Here is a 16956-nt window from a genome sequence, read left to right on the forward strand (position 1 = left end):
CGCCGCGCAAGAATGCCAAGCCGTGGAAGCCATCGACTGCAGGGGCTATCGCTCGGAACGAGGCGCTGCGCGCTTCGAAATACCTTGGCCGCGCCATCTGGAGAAAATGGAGCGGATACCACCGACGAAGCCGCGCCGAGACGAAGATGCATTGCGTGAAGCTGCTGGGGCAGAGCCTCATGGCGCGCGACTTCGATCGTCAGGTCGCCGAACTTCAGATCCGCGCCGCCGTGCTCAACGGCTACACCGCGCTCGGCATACCCGTCACAGAGCCTGTGGGATAATTGCGTCCGGGGAAAGGGGAACTCCGGACGTTACCGACTTTGCGCAACAAAGCCATGTTGCGGCAGTGATAGAACCATGCGTTGGGAGATTGGAACATCCGGCGCAGGGGCAGGCGTTCCAATCCGTGGGCACGCCACTGAAAGCCGCGCAGCGGCCCGCCCGGAACAATGCACCATTTCGGCGGGCAGGTTTTGCGTGGAGCGTCGTGGTGGGTATGGCCCGCGTGAGCTGGCCAGCCATCGGTTTCGGGGGCGGGGTGGACCCAGCGACCGGGAAAGCTCACAAATCCGAACCTGCTGTTCACGGCCGCGTCGAAAACTGTCCGCCCCGGCGTCATGACCAATTCGTCGACATCGCAGTTCAGCACGGCGCGCGCGCCGTGCAGGAACCGGAATTGCAGCGCGTTCAGCACGCCGGTTTGCAGGAACAATTCGGCATTCAGAAAAGGCGGCAGCCCGCGCGGGCCATAGCGCAGCGGGGTGGACAATAGCACGATCTGGCGGAACCCGGCCCGCTCCAACGCGGGGCGGATCTGGTCCGGGCCCCAGGTCGCTGATCCGTTGTCGACAAACAGCACCGCGTCCGCGCCGTGATGGGCAATGTGAAAGCGTCCCCAATCCTCGATCCAGTCGGGGTGATTGTCCTTGGACAGGGTCATCAGGACGTTGCATCCGTCCAGCCGGGTGTCGCGGTCGTGGACCACTGTTGTCCCTTGCCAGTCGCCGATCCGGACCGCGACGTTTTCGGGGTGCGACGGGGCGGGCAGCCGGATCAGCGTATGCCGGCAATACTGCGCCAAACGAGGGCGCACCGCTGCGCCGTCCACCGTAAACCGTGCCGCCGCAACGGCACGCTTGAGGTTGTTCAGGCGCGGGCAGATCAGTATCACGGAGCCGTCTTGCCAGATCGCATCCAGCCAGAGCGTTGTTGCGTCGAAGCGGTCAAGATACCCCTCGGCCCGTTTGGCCGGTCGCACGCGCGGGGCGCGCATCAGGCCGCTGCCGTTCAGGCTGAGGGTGGCAAAATCGCTCATCTTGGTGTCCCGTTGGTGTCCCGGACCATGCGGCAGAATCGCTAGACCACCAAAGCCTTGGCGTAAAGCGTCGATCCTCCGGGCCATGACGTGACGTAGATCGTGACAGCGTAACTGGCATGATGTGAGGTGCGCGGCAAGGAACCGGGAGGACACCATGACCGATTATCCGCATCTTTTGCGCCCGCTCGACCTCGGCTTTACCACGTTGAAGAACCGCGTGCTGATGGGGTCGATGCACACCAATCTCGAAGAGCGGGGGGATTGGAACCGGGTGGCCGAGTTCTACGCCACGCGCGCGCGCGGCGATGTCGGTCTGATGGTGACGGGCGGCATGGCCCCCAACCGCGAAGGCGGGGTCTTTCCGGGGGCGGCAGGGCTGTTCACGCCGCAGGACATCGCCAATCACCAGATGGTGACGGGCCGGGTACATGAGGCGGGCGGCAAGATCGCGATGCAGATTCTGCACGCGGGGCGGTATGCTTACGGGCCGGAATGTGTGGCACCCTCTCCGGTGAAATCGCCGATCTCTCCGTTTCCGCCCAAGGAACTGGACGAAGAGGGGATCAAAAAGCAGATCGCGGATATCGTCACCTCTGCCGTGCGGGCACGCGAGGCAGGCTATGACGGGGTCGAGGTCATGGGCTCTGAGGGCTATTTCCTCAACCAGTTCCTTGTGACCCACACCAACAAGCGGACCGATGGCTGGGGCGGCAGCTATGAGAACCGGATGCGCCTGCCGGTTGAGGTGGTGCGCCGGGTGCGGGCCGCCGTGGGCGACGATTTCATCGTCATCTACCGGCTGTCGATGATCGACTTGATCCCCAATGGCTCGACCTTTGAGGAGGTTGTGATGCTGGCGCAGGCGGTTGAGGCGGCGGGGGCCACGATCCTCAACACCGGCATCGGCTGGCACGAGGCGCGTATTCCCACCATCGCCACCAGCGTACCGCGACGCGCCTTTGCCTGGGTGACGCAAAAGCTGATGGGGCAGGTGGGCATTCCGCTGATCACCTCGAACCGGATCAACACGCCACAGGTGGCGGAACAGGTGCTGGCCGAGGGCTGCGCCGATATGGTCAGCCTTGCACGGCCATTCCTTGCGGACCCGGATTTCGTCGCCAAGGCGGCAGGTGGCCAGTCACATCTGATCGCGCCCTGTATTGCCTGCAATCAGGCCTGTCTGGACCACACCTTTGCGGGCAAGGTGTCGACCTGCCTTGTGAACCCCAAGGCCGCGTTCGAAACCGAACTGGTGGTCGAACGGACCAACGCGCCGCGCCGGGTGGCCGTTGTGGGTGCGGGCCCGGCGGGCCTGTCGGCGGCGATCACGGCTACGCAGCGCGGCCATGAGGTGGTGTTGTTCGACAAGGCCGACACCCTTGGCGGTCAGTTGAACATGGCCAAGCAGATCCCGGGCAAGGAAGAGTTCTTTGGCCTCGTCGACTGGTTCGCTGCGATGGTGCAGGAAACCGGCGTCACCCTGCGCCTTGGGGCAGAGGCGACGCCCGACGCGCTGGCGGGGTTTGATGCGGTGATCGTGGCAACCGGCGTCCTGCCGCGTGATCCGCAGATCCCCGGTCAGGATCATCCGTCGGTCAAAAGCTATGTCGATGTGCTGCGCGACCACGCCGATGTGGGCAAACGGGTGGCCGTCATCGGTGCGGGCGGCATCGGCTTTGACGTGGCCGAATTCCTTGTGACCGACGACAGCCCGACCGAAAGCCTGCCCGACTGGATGCGCGAATGGGGCGTGACCGACCCATCCGAGGCCCGCGCTGGGCTGGCCCCCGAGGGGCCGCAGCCCGACGCGCCGGAACGCGACGTGGTGCTGTTGCAGCGCAAGGCAGAGCGACCGGGCAAACGGCTGGGCAAGACAACCGGCTGGATTCACCGTGCCACGCTCAAGATGAAGGGCGTCGATATGCGCAGCGGCGTCAACTATGAACGGATCGACGATGCCGGGCTGCACGTCAGCTATGGCGAGGCCCGCGAACGCCCCGAGGTCATCGCCTGCGACACGATCGTGCTGTGCGCCGGTCAGGTCAGCGAACGGTCGTTGGCGGATGCGCTGGGCGACAAGGGCGTGGAGGTTCATGTGATCGGCGGTGCCGACGTGGCGTCCGAACTGGACGCCAAGCGCGCAATTGATCAGGGCACGCGGCTGGCTGCCGCGCTGTGACCTTTTCCGGCCAGTGCACCGCTGGCCGGAAACCCTGACCTGAATGGAACAGGCCGCCGGCCGGGGCGTTGCAGTCTCAGACACAGCAACGAAAGGAGGCTTTCCATGCCAAATATCGGCAATTCGAAAATCCTCGTGATCACGACTCATGGCTTTGAGCAATCCGAGCTGGAATTCCCGCGCGATCAGTTGCGCGCCAAGGGGGCAGAGGTCCATGTGGCGACGTTGGACGGCGCACCCGCAAAGGGCTGGGAAGGCAGCGATTGGGGCCGTGAGGCCGAGGCTGATCTAAAGATCGCCGACGCCGACCCCACCCAGTATGACGCGCTGGTCATCCCCGGCGGCCAGATCAACCCTGATTTGCTACGGGTAGAGGCGCCGGTCATCGCGTTGGTGCGGAGCTTTGCCAAGCAGGGCAAGGTGATCGCAGCGGTCTGCCACGCACCTTGGGTGCTGATCGAGGCGGATATTGTCGCGGGTCGCGAGATGACCGCCTATCCGTCGATCCGAACCGACCTCAAGAACGCAGGCGCGCGGGTGATGGATGAACCTGTGATCGCCGACAGCGGCATCGTCACCAGCCGCAACCCCGATGACCTCAAGGATTTCGTGGCCAAGATCGTCGAAGAGGTCGAAGAAGGGCGCCACAACCAGAAAGCGGCCTGAACAATCCGGCCTTCCGAAAAAAGAAGGGGTGTGCCGTGTTATCGGCGCGCCCCGCTTTTTCAGGCCTGTCGCGTGTTCGGTAGCGTTGATCGTGACGTGATCTGAGACCAACGGCCTCGCATTCGCGAGGTGGTTCATGTCGCCAAGCATCAATTGTAGCCAGAAATCGCCGGGTTCGAACCTCAGAACAACCGCCGTCTGGCCTCCTCTGAAAATGAAAACGGCCAGCTTTCGGCGGGATGCCGAATTCCACAATGTCGGCGTCCTCGTCGCCTTCACCGAAGCGGCGCGCCATGGATCAGGGCACGCCGCCGACTTGACGGGTCACCACGGCAAGGGCCGATTTTTTAGGCTGACGGTATAATATGCTGCTAATTCGATATTTCATGCTAGTGTGCCTTTGGAAACGCGCAAAAAACTTGAAAACTCCGTGGGGGGGAGAAATTATGCGTGTTTTCTATTCATTGAAATCCTGTGTCTTGTGTGTGGGGCTGGTTGCCGGGTTGTCCGTCCCGGCGGTCGCGGATGGCGACGACCATGATTACGACCATGACGACATGGCGGCGGTGTTCATTCATGGCGCACCCAGCCACCCGTCCGATGCCTGGGTGCTGGCCGCCGGGGGCCGTATCTATGACAACTGGATGGAGGCATTGGACCGTGACGCGCCGGAGGGAACCCATCCTGCCTATCCGGCTGGTGGCAAACAATCGGGCGAGACGACCTGGCGTTGCAAGGAGTGCCATGGCTGGGACTACCTAGGGGTCGAGGGCATCTATCGGGAAGGCAGCCACCATACTGGTATCATGGGAATCCGGGGGGCGTCGGGTGGCGATGAGGCCGGGATCGCTGCGGCGCTGCGTGCCGAGCCGCATGGCTATACGCCTCAGATGATCTCTGATGACGAACTTGCCCGGGTTGCGGCCTTTGTCGCCCGGGGGCAGGTCGACTTGAGCGCGTATATCAACCTGGAGACGCGCACCGTCATACCGGGCGATATCGACCGGGGGCGCGCCGTTTTTCAGACCACCTGCGCGGCTTGCCATGGCTTTGACGGTCGCAATCTGGACTGGGGGGATGCCGATAGCCCGGCCTATGTCGGTACAGAGGCTGTCGCGGCCCCGGACGAGGTGATGAACAAGATCCTCAACGCCCATCCCGGGGTCGAGATGATCAATTTGCGGGCCTTTGGGGCAGATTTCGCCGGTGACGTGCTGACTTATATCTCGACTCTTCCGCAGGATTAAGTCGCCATTACGCCCGCAAGATCTGGCGCGGCGCCCCGGCCAATGGCCGGGGCGCCCGTCTTTTGACAGGGTCGATTGGCGCTCTATTCCGACACGGTGATCGTGATGTAATCTGATACCACCGACGGTTCATGCGGCAGGTGGTTCATGTCGCCCAGCACCAGTTGCAAGGTATGCGTGCCCGGGTCGAGGCCCAGCATGACCTCGGTCTGACCGCCGCCGAAATGCCGGTGGTTGTCGTCACCCGGAATGCCGTAGTCCGCGAATTCCGCATCCTCGGCACCTTCGCCAAAAGGCGGGCGGTCGATGAAGATATGGTGATGACCGGTGAATTCCTTCTCGGTGCCAGCCGGAGCGACGCCCATGCCCGACAGCCCAAACTGGATCGCAACGGGGCTTGCCACGGTATCCCCGTCGGCGATGTTGATGAAATAGACAGAGGCACCGTCCGGGGAGGGTGTGGATTCTGCCAAAACGGCAAGGGGCGCAAGGACAAGCGCTGTGGCGTAGGCGATGGTTCTGAACATGGTTCTGGGTCTCCCTGAAAATAAGGTCTTGAGCAGCAGAAATCACATCACAGCTTACACGGTCGCGGCCTTTCGGTCAGGTGTTTTCCGTTTCTTCCTCGCCGACAGAGAACAGCAATACCCCTCAATTGTCTCCTCTGCGCCCCAATCGCGCCCCAGTTCAAAAGCATAGGTGTTGGAGGAAATGTAGTGTTGAACGGAGACCTGGATGGATCGTCTGACCGAAATGGAGGCCTTTGCCACGGTCGTGGACCAGGGCGGTTTTACCGACGCCGCCAAGAAGATGGGGATTTCAAAATCCGCTGTCTCCAAACATGTCTCAAGCCTTGAGGCGCGGCTGGGCGCGCGGTTGCTGAACCGTACAACGCGCCGTGTGTCGCCGACAGAAATCGGGCTGGCCTATTACGACCGCGCCCGCCGGGTTTTGAACGATGCGGGTGAGGCGGATGCGCTTGTGACCTCGATGCAATCGGCCCCCTCTGGACTGTTGCGGATCAGCGTGGCCACGGATTTTGGCGTGAACCACCTCAGCCCGGTGCTGGGCGAGTTTCTGGCCGAATTTCCGGACATCACCGTGAACATGGTGTTGAACAACCGCTACGTCGAACTGATCTCTGAAGGGTTCGACATGGCGGTGCGGATCGGAGAGCTGGAGGACAGCACACTGCGCGCGCGCAAGCTGACCGAAACCACCAAGCGGATGATCGCGTCGCCGTCCTACTTTCAGAAATTCGGACGCCCTCAGCGCATTGACGATCTGAACGAACACAAGCTGCTGCATTATTCCAACCAATCCTCTGGCAACGTGTGGAAACTGACCGCGCCGTCGGGCGAAAAGCGGCAGGTGCGCACGGCGGGGTGGCTGACGGTGAACGACGGCCAGTCGCTGCTGAATGCCTGCATCGCAGGTCTTGGCATCGCTTATCTGCCCTCATACCTCTACAATGAGGCGATGGAGGCCGGGTTGGTCGAGGATGCGATCCCCGACCTGCCGATCGAAACGCAGGGCATCTACGCGGTCTATCCGCCGGGCCGGTTCACCCAGCCCAAGGTCCGCGCCTTCATTGATTTTCTGGTCCATGCCTTTGCCGAAAAAGGCCCGCAGATCTGGTGATCCGGCTGACATAGCCTGTCTTATTCCGTCGAGATCAAGACTGCCTCGACACGGCGGTTTGCCTCGCGCCCTTCGGGCGTGAGGTTTGACGCCACCGGGGCAAGGTATCCTGCCCCCTGCGCGCCAATCTGGCGTGCTGGTGTGTCGTGCCGCTCTCGTAGATAGGTCACGGCTGCCTGCGCGCGGCGCAAGGACACGCCGCGGTTGGCCTCCAGCGATCCGGTTGCATCCGTGTGACCCACGAACAGAATGGTCCGTGAGGGGTTCTGCGCAAGATAGGCCGCGATGGCATCCAGCGACGCAAAACGCCCGTCGCCCAAGGCCGTCGATCCGGTCCGGAACACGAGATCGTCCAGAATTACATGGCCGCGAGTGTCCAACTGTTCACTGACACCCTGCACTTCGGCCGTCGGAGCCACCGACGCGGGTTTGGCGCTAGGCCGGATGCTTGCGACGCTGCCGCCCGCGCGGATAATCTGAACATAGCCAGACCGCGCGTCGCGGCTTGTCAGGATCGAGACCGCTCCCTGATCGTCAGATATCGCAGAGACGAAATGGAAATCGGTCAGATCGACGAACATCTCCGGTGCCGGCAGGACCAGAGTGGCAAAGCGGAAATCAAACCCGCCGCAGGCCCGCGCCCGGCAATCCAGCAGGATGTCAAAACCGTCAGCTACCAATGCGTCGCGCATGGGTTTGGCCAGTTGGAACGGCGTGTCGGCATTGCCCGGAATATGCCAGGCGGCGACCTCGACCCGCCCTTCGACGCGTTCAACCGGCAGGGTGCCGTTCTGCCACGGGCCGACTGGCATGGCGTAGGCGCCGGGCGATTGCAAAGTGCCAAAGCTTTGCTGGGCCCCGGGTGGCAGCGACAGCTCCGCCGCACAGGCCCCCCCCGCAGCCAGCGCCAGAGATAGCGCCAGACACAGCGTCAGACCAAGCGCCTCAGCGCGCTTGCGCGTGGTACTCGTCATTCGGACGCATGTCTGTGGCGCTCGCGACGCGGTTCGTCATGTTGAAAAATCCGGTGACGTTGGCGATGTCCCAGATGTCGCGCTCCGAGAACCCTGCGTCGCGCAGCGCCTCGCGGTCGAACTCGGCAACCTCGGAAGAGGCCACGGTCATCTTCTCGGCGAATTTCAGCATCGCGCGGTGCCGGTGGCTCAGGTCCGCGACGCGCCAGTTCATCACCAGCATCTCCCCCAGCTTGGGGTCGCCCGACAATTCGCGCACCGCCGCGCCATGCGCGGTCAGGCAGTAAAAGCAGCGGTTCACGGCGGACACCACCACGGCGATCATCTCGCGCTCCAACTTGGACAGGCCGCTGTCGGCCAGCATCAGCTCATTGTACATCGCGGTAAAGCTGTCCAGCTTGGCGATGTCAAAGGCGTAGGCCTTGAGCACGTTGGGCACCATGCCCAGCTTGTCCTGACAGATGTCGAAGTATTTCTGCGTGGCGTCCGGCAGCGGATCTGCCATGGGCAGGTTCAGCGCGGTGGGAAGGGCGTCGGTCACAAGTCCTCGCTTTCGGCGTTGAGAATCCGGTAATGGTAATGCCCGGCCACCTCCATCTTCAAGGTGGCATAAAGCGCGTTGGCCCCGGTATTTTCCCGGGTGGCGGCAACGGCGATGCGTGATGCGCCCTGATCGGCCGCCCACAGCGCGGCACAGCGCATCATCCAGCCGCCCAGCCCCTTTTGCCGATGGTCGTGCGCGATTTCCAGCGCGTGGACCATGGCGGTTTCGCCATGGACTGCACAGAAGCCGGCGCCTGCGGGCTTGTCCGAGACCCGACCCAGGATGCCGGTCTTGGGCGGCGCGGCCCGGTCCATGATCCGCTGGCGCGCGGCTCCGATGCCGCCTGCCTCCCAGATCTCGCGCATGATGGCCAGGGGTTCCCAGATGGCAAAGGCCGTGACGCGCGGCAGTCTCAGGTCGGTCAGCCGGTCAATCGGCGCAACCCACAGCTGTACCGGGTCGATGAGGGCATAGCCACGTTCCGACAGCGCAGCATCCAGGGCTTCTTCGCCGGGGCGGATCATGAACAGCGGAACCTGTCCCATCATTTTCATGGACTTTTCTGCCGCGGCGAGATCGTCTTCACGCCAGTCTCCGCGCGCAGTGGCTGCAGAGACACGTTTGCCACCGCCGCGCCCCTCGCGCAGCACCCACGGACCGGCGGCCACCCTGGCCGCCGCAGGCCAGGTGGCGTCGAGCGCGTCGAAGAACGGGTTTAGGTCATCGGACATGACAGCGGCCAAAGGTTGAAACAGGGTCTGTCACGTTATGGCCGCTGCCGCCGGGGCTGTCCATGCGGCCCGCGTGCCGCACGGCGGCTCACGGCGCGACGGCCTCGGGAAACAGCGCCGAAAGTTCGGCCATGGCGGCGTCGATCCGGCCACCGTCAGTGCCCCTGATCACGACGTTGGCGCCGTAGACGCCATTGCGCTGGTACGGGTAGGACCCGATGGACAGGTCGTCGAAACGTGTGGCAAGATCGCTTAGCGGCCCGGCGATATCGCCCTCGCCACGTTCGATGCGCAGGGTTTGCGACAAGAGCGGCTGACCACCGGTCAGACCCGGCAGGACGCTGGACACCATGGCCTGAAACACCGACGGCACGCCCGCCATGACGTGCACATTGCCCAATGAGAACCCCGGCGCAGCGGACACCGGATTGTCGATCAGCGCCGCACCGTCCGGGATTCGCGCCATGCGCAAGCGCGCCTCGTTCAACTCCGTTCCCTGCCGGTCATAGTGCGCTTGCAGGATGGCGCGCGCATCGTCGCGTACCGTGATCGCGACGCCAAAGGCGTCGGCCACGCAGGGCGCGGTGATGTCGTCATGGGTCGGCCCGATCCCGCCGGAGGTCACGACATAGTCAAACGCCTCGCTAAGCGCCTTGACTGCGGCGACAATGGCAGAGGTCTCATCCGAGACGATACGCACTTCGCACAGGTCGATGCCGTGTTTGGTAAATTCCTGGGCCAGGTAGTGCATGTTTGCGTCCCGGGTCCGTCCTGACAGGATCTCGTCCCCGATGACCAGCATGGCGGCGGTGGGATTGGACATGTGTGCGGCTCCTTGGCGCGTGCGTCGCGCTACGGTATAGGCCCCGCTCATGCGCTTTCAAACCCCTCTCGTCCCCGCGACGCTGCTCCGCCGGTACAAACGCTTTCTCGCCGACTGTCTGCTCGAGGACGGGCGCGAGGTGACGGCCCATGTGGCCAACCCCGGCAGCATGCTGGGAATGAAGGACGAAGGCCTGCGCATCTGGCTGGAACCGAACGACGACCCCAAGAGAAAACTCAAATGGGCCTGGCGGCTGGTGGACCACGGCAATGGCCATTTCACTGGCGTCGACACCAGCGTGCCGAACCGGGTCCTCAAGGCCGAGTTGATGGCCGGACAGGTGGCGGGGCTGGACGGCTATGATCTTGTGCGGCCAGAGGTGAAATACGGCACCAACAGTCGGATCGATTTCCTGCTGACCGGCGAAAGCCGGGCAGATTGCTATGTCGAGGTGAAATCCGTCACTCTGTCGCGCCAGCCCGGATTGGCGGAATTTCCAGACAGCGTGACCGCGCGTGGCACGAAACACCTGGCCGAACTGTCAGAGATGGCCCGACAGGGGCGCCGCGCCGTCATGCTCTATCTCGTGCAGCGGACCGACTGCACGCGCGTGACCTTGGCCTCCGACATCGATCCGGCCTACGGTGCCGGGTTTGAAAAGGCGCAGGCCGCCGGCGTCGAAGCAATGGCGCTTGGCTGTCAGATCTCGCCGGAGGGGATCAGTCTGGGCACGCCTCTCCCCGTTTCTTCTGTCTGAAAATATCCTGGGGGAGGCGCAGCCGACGGGGGCAACGCCCCCACCCGCACAAAAAAGAACGGGGGCCAACCGGCCCCCGTACAATTGTTTCAGTTGGATTGGCCCTGAGATCCGCAAAGGGCCGGACCAATCACACTTTGAGGTTCGGGATGATCTGCTTCTTGCGGCTCATGATGCCGGGCAGGACCACGGTGTCGCCCGTGACCGTCGCGCCAAAGCTCTTTTCGGCCACGCCTTTGACCAGGTCGTTGGGGACCAGCAGCGTGGCTTCTTCTTTCAGGATGTCCACGACAAACAGCAGAACCTCGTCCACGCCGTCCTCGGCCTGCACGGTCTTGTAGGTTTCCATCAGGCTGTCCTTGCGGCCCAGCGGGATTTCCGGCGCAGTGGTTTCAAGGACCGAGACCCGGAACTTGGTGCCGTCGACTTCGTATTCCTTGCTGTCCATGCGGATCAGTTCGGCGTCGGAAAAGCTGGAGACGTCGGATTTGGCGGCAAACATCTGCCCGGCGAACTCGGCGATGTTCACACCCAGATCGGCGGCCAGTTTCTCCGCCACGGCCTTGTCGTGTGCTGTGGTGGTGGGCGAGCGGAATTCCAGCGTGTCGCTGAGAATGCAGGTCAGTGCCGCGCCCTTGATGGCGTCGGGCATCCGGGCGGCGTCGTCGCCCATCAGGTCGACCATGATCGTGGCGGTGCAGGCCAGCGGGCGCACGGTGATGTCGATCGGGCCTTTGGTTTCCAGCCCGCCGACCAGCTTGTGGTGGTCGATGATGGCGCGGATGTCGGCGGTATTGATCGAGGCGGGCAGCTCAGCCGGGTTGTTGGTGTCGACGATGACAACCGGCGCGCCTTCGGCCACGTCTGCGATGATCTCGGGCTTGTCGAGGTTCCAGTGGGACAGCATGAAGGCGGCCTCGGTGTTGGGTTCGCCCAGCAGGGCGGGCGTGGCGGCCTCACCTTTGATTTCGGAGAGATACCAGGCCCAGATGATCGGGCTGCCGGTGCTGTCGGTGTCGGGGGATTTGTGGCCGAAAACCTGCGTGGTCATGGGGAATCCTCTTTCGCTGGATACATCGAATTTGCGCGCCTGATAGCTCCGCTTTGGGGTGTTGTCACCCCGCAGCGAGGGGGTGCGACCTTGGGACCGATCAGGGCGCGGGACAGGGTGTCCGCGCGTGGACAGAGGTGTGGGTATGGAAAATCAATGGGTTACAGAGACGAATTCACTTTTGGTTAGGGTTTGGTCGGTTCCACGGAAGGCGTGGGTGGCCGGGGAGTCGCCAGGCTGAAGCCCGGCCTACGGTCCGGCCTGCAAGTCCGCCAACCTTATCGCGGCAGCGGGGTTTTCGCCTTGTTGTAGGCCGACCAGTCCTTGATCTCGGGGTAATATTGCGCGCGCCATGCCTTTACCCGCGGGTTCATCACCCGTTTCCACAAAGGCGGCACCATCGCGGCCATGGTCATCACCGGATAGCCATAGGGCAGTTGCGGCGCGTCCGCGTCCGAGTGGTTTTGCAACAATGGAAAGCGGCGGTCGGGTTTGTAGTGGTGGTCCGAGTGCCGTTGCAGGTTGATCAGCAGCCAGTTTGACGCCTTGTGCGCCGCGTTCCACGAATGGCGCGGCAGGACGTGTTCGTATTTGCCGTCGCCCAGATGCTTGCGAGTCAATCCGTAGTGTTCGACGTAATTCACCAGCTCAAGCTGCCAGATCGCCACCCCGGCCTGCACCAGAAACAGCGCCACGCCGCCCAAGCCCCCCAAGGCAAAGGCCAGCGCCAGCATGATCAGTTGCAACCCCCAGTAGCGCCAGAACGGATTGGACAAATCGTGCCACGGCAGGCGTTTACGCGCCAACATCGCCCGTTCAGCGGCAAAGCTGGAGCGCAGACTGTCGCGCAAGACGCGGGGGTAGAAGCGGTGAAAGCCCTCATTGTAGCGCGCGGTCACCGGGTCGCGCGGCGTGCCGACATAGCGGTGATGCACCAGCAGGTGTTCGGAGCGGAAATGCGAATACAGCACCATCGCCAGCAGCAGATCGCCCAGAAAACGCTCTACCCGGTTTTTCTGGTGCATCAGCTCATGGCTGTAGTTGATGCCGATGGTGCCGGTCATCACGCCGACACCAAAGAAGACCATGAACTTTTCCAGCCCGCTCAGATGCGCGGCGCGGCTGACGTACCAGATCAGCGCAAACAGGCTGAGGAATTGCAGCGGCACCCAGAGGGCGGTGAGGATCTTGTACCAGCGCAGATCGGCGTCGGAGGTGTCCGGATCGGCGTTTTCCGTGTTCAGACCCAGCACCGCGTCCAGCGCGGTGAACAGATACCATGTGGCCAGAATGGGCAGCAGCACCCAATAGCCGCCCTGCGTCGCCGCGATCCAGACCAGCGGGATCAGCAGGTAGGACATGTAGAACGGCAAGGCGGCGCTGGGTTTGGCGATTTGGGCGGCGGTGGTCATCGGCGGTCTCTGATCTGTGACGGGGTCATGATAGGGCAGGGGTCAGCCTGTCCCAAGCGGCGATCAGCCGCTTTGCGCAAGGTCAAAGGCCTTGCGCATGACTGTTGGCAGATCACCGGGGCTGAATTCAGGCAATTCGATGAAGTCTCCGCGATCCGGGGGCCGTTCCATCGGCACCAGCGCGGTTTTGACCGTCAGGCGCAGGTGGAAATGGGTAAAGGTGTGGCGGGCTTCACCGGCTATGGTTTTCCATTCGGCGCGGATGGGGGGGGCCTCGGCGGGTTGGTCTTCGGTCCAGTCAGAGCCGGGCCAACCCAGCATACCGCCCAGCAATCCCTTGTCAGGGCGGGTTTCCAGCAACATCGCGCCATCGACGCGGCGCGCCAGATAGGCAATGCCAAACCGGGTGGGTTTGCGTTTCTTGGGCGATTTCTTGGGCAGCTCAGCAGTGGTGCCGCGCACCCATGCGGTGCAGGCGCTACGCCACGGGCACAACCCGCAGGCGGGGCGTTTGGGCGTGCAGATGGTGGCGCCAAGGTCCATCACCCCCTGCGCATAACAGCCGGGGCGGTCCTGCGGGGTCAGGCGGGCGGCGTGGTCTGTCAGGATCGGCTTGGCGGCGGGCAGCGGCGTGTGTTCATCGAACAGGCGCGCCATGACCCGTTCCACATTGCCGTCCACCACGGTTTCCGGCTGGTCAAACGCGATCGAGGCGATGGCGGCGGCGGTATAGGGCCCTATGCCGGGCAGGGTCAGCAGCGTGGCAAAATCGCGCGGAAACTGGCCATTGTGATCCAGCGTCACGGCGCGGGCGCATTTCAGCAGGTTGCGGGCGCGGGCGTAGTAGCCCAGCCCCGCCCATGCGGCCATGACATCGGCGTCCTTGGCCCCGGCCAGTGCCTGAACGGTTGGCCAACGGGTTGTGAAGGCCAGGAAATACTCCTTGACCGCCGCGACGGTGGTCTGTTGCAACATGATTTCGGACAGCCAGATCCGGTAGGGATCGGGCAATTCGCCGCGCGCGCGCGCCGCCGGACCGATGCGCCACGGCAGGGCGCGGGCATGGCGGTCGTACCAGTCGAGCAGCGCCTGCGGGTCAGGGCTGTGCAGTGGCTCATCACGCAAGGGTGAAACTCCGTGTCGGAAGGGGGCTGGTGCCGCCCCGCGTGGTCACTAGAATAGCCTTGGGAACGGGGAGTCAAACGTGGCGGATCGCAAGCCGACAACATACGGGTTTTCCAGTGCGTCCAAGCTGTTGCAGGGGCGCATCCGCAAGGCGGCGGAGGGGCGGGGATTCGCCCAGACCCGCGTGCTGACCCATTGGGACGAAATTGCCGGTGCCGATGTGGCGGCGATCTCGCGCCCGGTTGAGGTGAGCTATGCCAAGGGCGGCTTTGGCGGGACGCTGACGCTGCTGACCACGGGCGCGATGGCCCCGATGGTCGAGATGCGGCGCGAGGAAATCCGCGCGCGGATCAACGCGGTTTATGGCTACAACGCCATTTCGCGGGTGCGGGTGACGCAGACCGCCCCGACCGGCTTTGCCGAGGGGCAGGTGGATTTTCAGCACCGTCCCAAGGACGCCGGGGCCAAGGCCGCGACGCCAGAGGTGCAGTCACAGGCGCGGGCGGTGGCCATGGGTGTCGGCGACGCGGATTTGCGCGCGGCGCTTGAACGTCTGGCGGCAAACGTCATATCGAAGGCGGGCCGGGAGTGATCCTGGCCCAAGGACCGACAGGAAAGAGGCGAACAACATGAAATGGATCCTCCCGGCGGGCGCGGTTGCGCTGGCGCTTTTTGGTGGCGGCGCATGGTATCTGACGCAGGGCGCGGGCCAGACAGGGGCGGCTGACGTGCGTCTGGTCGGCGCGGCACAGGCGCAGACCGCTGACATCGACATCTCGTCCGTGACGGAAATGGTCAAAGGGGCCGAGGATGCGCCGATCGAGGTGATCGAATACGCGTCGTATACCTGCCCGCATTGTGCCAGCGCCCATGCCAACCTGATCCCCAAGCTGGAGCAGAATTATATCGACACCGGCAAGGTGAAATTCACCTACCGTGAGGTTTACTTTGACAAGGTCGGTGTCTGGGCGTCGCTGATTGCGCGCTGCGGCGGTGAGGAAAAGTTCTTTGGCATCACCGACCTGATCTACAAGGGTCAGCAGGACTGGGCGCGCGCCGGGTCCGAGGCCGCGGTGATCGACGAATTGCGCAAGATCGGCCGCTTGGCCGGGATGGACGGCGACCAGATCGAGGCCTGCCTGAACGACGGCGACCAGATCGCGACGCTGGTGGGCTGGTTTCAGGCCAACGCGGCGGAACATGGCATCACCTCGACCCCCAGCTTTGTGATCGACGGCAAGACCCATTCGAACATGAGCTACGAGGAATTCTCGGCGATCCTGGACGCCAAGCTGGATTGATGACATCGGCACCGCGCGGCCCCCTCGAAGGGGTCAAGGTCATTGAACTGGCGCGCATCCTGGCCGGCCCATGGGCCGGTCAGACGCTGGCCGATCTGGGGGCCGAGGTCATCAAGATCGAGGCGCCGCAGGGCGATGACACCCGCCGTTGGGGGCCGCCATTCATCGAACGGGAGGGCGATACCTCGGCCTCCTATTTCCACTCGTGCAACCGGGGCAAGGCGTCCGAGGTGGTGGATCTGACCTCTGACGCAGGGCAGGCGCGTATGCGCGAACTGGTCGCAGGTGCGGACATCCTGATCGAGAACTTCAAGGTCGGCGGGCTGGCGAAATACGGGCTGGATTACGCCTCACTCAGCGCGGTGAACCCCGCCCTGATCTATTGCTCCATCACCGGGTTCGGGCAGGACGGCCCCTATGCGCATCGCGCAGGCTATGACTACATCATTCAGGGCATGTCCGGTTTCATGTCGATCACCGGCGACCCGGACGGCCAACCGCAGCGCGCGGGCGTGGCGATCACCGACCTGTTCACCGGGCTCTATTCGGTCAGTGGCATCCTCGCGGCACTGCACCAGCGGCACCGGACCGGCAAGGGCCAGCATATCGACATGGCGCTGATGGATTGCGCGGTCTCGGCCATGGCCAATCAGGCGCTGAACTATCTCAGCACCGGCACGCCGCCGGGGCGCACCGGCAATTATCACCCGAACCTGACGCCCTATCAGGTGTTTGACTGTTCGGACGGGCATATCATCATCGCCACCGGCAACGACGCGCAATACCAGAGGTTGTGCCGCCTGCTGGGGCTGGACGACATGGCCACAGCGCCAGAGTTTGCCAGCAACGCAGACCGGGTCGCCAACCGCGAGGCCATGATCGCGCGGCTGACCGAGGCGACACAAACCCGGACCAAGGTTAAGCTGTTGGCGGACTGCGAGGCGGCTGGCGTGCCCGCAGGGCCGATCAACGACATGGCGGCGGTGTTTGCCGACCCGCAAGTGATTGCGCGCGGCTTGCAAATCGCGCCCGACGGCGTGCCGGGCGTGCGCGCCCCTTTCCGGTTTTCCGACGCGGACCTGGTGCTGGCACGCCCTGCGCCAAAGCTGGGCGAAGCAGGCGGCTGACAATCCGGCCAGGCGCGACCATGCGGCAGGTGATGGCCACGGCAGACAGCCCAAGCC

At 63.6% G+C, this 16956-nt stretch carries 17 protein-coding genes and 2 pseudogenes; 9 read left to right on the top strand and 10 right to left on the bottom strand.

Annotated features, from left to right (window positions below; genetic code table 11):
* Positions 1 to 284, top strand: a pseudogene (locus CHB90_RS17390) (IS5/IS1182 family transposase); the annotation flags it as partial.
* Here CHB90_RS17390 and CHB90_RS17395 read toward each other — a convergent pair.
* A complete protein-coding gene (locus CHB90_RS17395) occupies positions 242 to 1318 on the bottom strand; it encodes a hypothetical protein (RefSeq protein WP_089279127.1) in 1077 nt (358 codons plus the stop codon). The pseudogene CHB90_RS17390 and the gene CHB90_RS17395 overlap by 43 nt on opposite strands.
* A gap of 157 nt (positions 1319 to 1475) precedes the next feature.
* Here CHB90_RS17395 and CHB90_RS17400 point away from each other — a divergent pair, with 157 nt between their 5' ends.
* Together CHB90_RS17400 and CHB90_RS17405 are read left to right on the top strand one after the other, a co-directional pair.
* Complete coding sequence (locus tag CHB90_RS17400; RefSeq protein WP_089279128.1) at positions 1476 to 3500, top strand: NADPH-dependent 2,4-dienoyl-CoA reductase; 2025 nt, start codon at positions 1476 to 1478, stop codon at positions 3498 to 3500.
* 105 nt (positions 3501 to 3605) lie between these two features.
* Positions 3606 to 4166, top strand: coding sequence for a type 1 glutamine amidotransferase domain-containing protein (locus CHB90_RS17405; protein ID WP_089279129.1), 561 nt, complete (start codon positions 3606 to 3608; stop codon positions 4164 to 4166).
* A gap of 96 nt (positions 4167 to 4262) precedes the next feature.
* On the opposite strand, the pseudogene CHB90_RS27580 reads toward CHB90_RS17405, so the two are convergent.
* A pseudogene (locus CHB90_RS27580) lies at positions 4263 to 4445 on the bottom strand (DUF4399 domain-containing protein); the annotation flags it as partial.
* 167 nt (positions 4446 to 4612) lie between these two features.
* Here CHB90_RS27580 and CHB90_RS17410 point away from each other — a divergent pair.
* On the top strand, positions 4613 to 5413 hold the full coding sequence (locus CHB90_RS17410; RefSeq protein WP_089279130.1) for a c-type cytochrome: 801 nt from the start codon (positions 4613 to 4615) through the stop codon (positions 5411 to 5413).
* 83 nt (positions 5414 to 5496) lie between these two features.
* Here CHB90_RS17410 and CHB90_RS17415 read toward each other — a convergent pair whose 3' ends face one another.
* On the bottom strand, positions 5497 to 5940 hold the full coding sequence (locus CHB90_RS17415; RefSeq protein ID WP_089279131.1) for a DUF4399 domain-containing protein: 444 nt from the start codon (positions 5938 to 5940) through the stop codon (positions 5497 to 5499).
* A 208-nt stretch (positions 5941 to 6148) separates the two neighbouring features.
* Between CHB90_RS17415 and CHB90_RS17420 the strand changes: the two genes are divergently transcribed.
* Positions 6149 to 7054 (top strand): LysR family transcriptional regulator, encoded by a 906-nt coding sequence (locus CHB90_RS17420; protein ID WP_089279132.1) that lies wholly within the window; start codon positions 6149 to 6151, stop codon positions 7052 to 7054.
* A gap of 20 nt (positions 7055 to 7074) precedes the next feature.
* On the opposite strand, the gene CHB90_RS17425 is transcribed toward CHB90_RS17420, so the two are convergent.
* The 4 genes from CHB90_RS17425 to CHB90_RS17440 all read right to left on the bottom strand — a co-directional run bounded on the left by CHB90_RS17425 (position 7075) and on the right by CHB90_RS17440 (position 10126).
* The gene (locus tag CHB90_RS17425; protein ID WP_089279133.1) at positions 7075 to 8028 is read right to left on the bottom strand and encodes an OmpA family protein; all 954 of its coding nucleotides are present in this window, start codon (positions 8026 to 8028) and stop codon (positions 7075 to 7077) included.
* Positions 8000 to 8569, bottom strand: coding sequence for a peroxidase-related enzyme (locus CHB90_RS17430; RefSeq protein WP_089279134.1), 570 nt, complete (start codon positions 8567 to 8569; stop codon positions 8000 to 8002). Before CHB90_RS17430 ends, CHB90_RS17425 begins: the two co-directional genes overlap by 29 nt.
* Positions 8566 to 9303: a GNAT family N-acetyltransferase gene (locus CHB90_RS17435; protein WP_089279135.1), complete on the bottom strand. Its 738-nt coding sequence runs from the start codon at positions 9301 to 9303 to the stop codon at positions 8566 to 8568. Before CHB90_RS17435 ends, CHB90_RS17430 begins: the two co-directional genes overlap by 4 nt.
* An 88-nt stretch (positions 9304 to 9391) precedes the next feature.
* The gene (locus CHB90_RS17440) at positions 9392 to 10126 is read right to left on the bottom strand and encodes a competence/damage-inducible protein A (protein ID WP_089279136.1); all 735 of its coding nucleotides are present in this window, start codon (positions 10124 to 10126) and stop codon (positions 9392 to 9394) included.
* Between the two features lie 49 nt (positions 10127 to 10175).
* On the opposite strand from CHB90_RS17440, the gene sfsA reads away from it, so the two are divergent.
* Positions 10176 to 10883, top strand: coding sequence for a DNA/RNA nuclease SfsA (gene sfsA, locus CHB90_RS17445; RefSeq protein WP_089279137.1), 708 nt, complete (start codon positions 10176 to 10178; stop codon positions 10881 to 10883).
* A gap of 130 nt (positions 10884 to 11013) precedes the next feature.
* Here sfsA and CHB90_RS17450 read toward each other — a convergent pair whose 3' ends face one another.
* The 3 genes from CHB90_RS17450 to mutY form a co-directional block, all read right to left on the bottom strand.
* Entirely contained in the window at positions 11014 to 11934 is a 921-nt protein-coding gene (locus tag CHB90_RS17450) for a manganese-dependent inorganic pyrophosphatase (protein ID WP_089279138.1), read from the bottom strand.
* Between the two features lie 278 nt (positions 11935 to 12212).
* Positions 12213 to 13346: an alkane 1-monooxygenase gene (locus tag CHB90_RS17455; RefSeq protein WP_089279139.1), complete on the bottom strand. Its 1134-nt coding sequence runs from the start codon at positions 13344 to 13346 to the stop codon at positions 12213 to 12215.
* A 63-nt stretch (positions 13347 to 13409) separates the two neighbouring features.
* Positions 13410 to 14471 carry an A/G-specific adenine glycosylase gene (gene mutY, locus CHB90_RS17460; protein WP_089279140.1) on the bottom strand — a complete coding sequence of 354 codons (1062 nt, stop codon included), beginning with the start codon at positions 14469 to 14471 and terminating at the stop codon, positions 13410 to 13412.
* Between the two features lie 79 nt (positions 14472 to 14550).
* Between mutY and CHB90_RS17465 the strand changes: the two genes are divergently transcribed.
* From CHB90_RS17465 to CHB90_RS17475, 3 genes are read left to right on the top strand one after another with little or no spacing between them, the layout of a single operon-like run.
* Positions 14551 to 15063, top strand: coding sequence for a DUF721 domain-containing protein (locus CHB90_RS17465; RefSeq protein ID WP_089279141.1), 513 nt, complete (start codon positions 14551 to 14553; stop codon positions 15061 to 15063).
* Between the two features lie 37 nt (positions 15064 to 15100).
* Positions 15101 to 15772, top strand: coding sequence for a DsbA family protein (locus CHB90_RS17470; protein WP_089279142.1), 672 nt, complete (start codon positions 15101 to 15103; stop codon positions 15770 to 15772).
* Positions 15772 to 16899, top strand: a complete 1128-nt coding sequence (locus tag CHB90_RS17475) for a CaiB/BaiF CoA transferase family protein (RefSeq protein ID WP_089279143.1) — start codon at positions 15772 to 15774, stop codon at positions 16897 to 16899. Before CHB90_RS17470 ends, CHB90_RS17475 begins: the two co-directional genes overlap by 1 nt.
* Positions 16900 to 16956: the final 57 nt, after the last annotated feature.

Origin of the sequence: Antarctobacter heliothermus (assembly GCF_900188425.1) — a bacterium.
Lineage (GTDB): Bacteria > Pseudomonadota > Alphaproteobacteria > Rhodobacterales > Rhodobacteraceae > Antarctobacter > Antarctobacter heliothermus.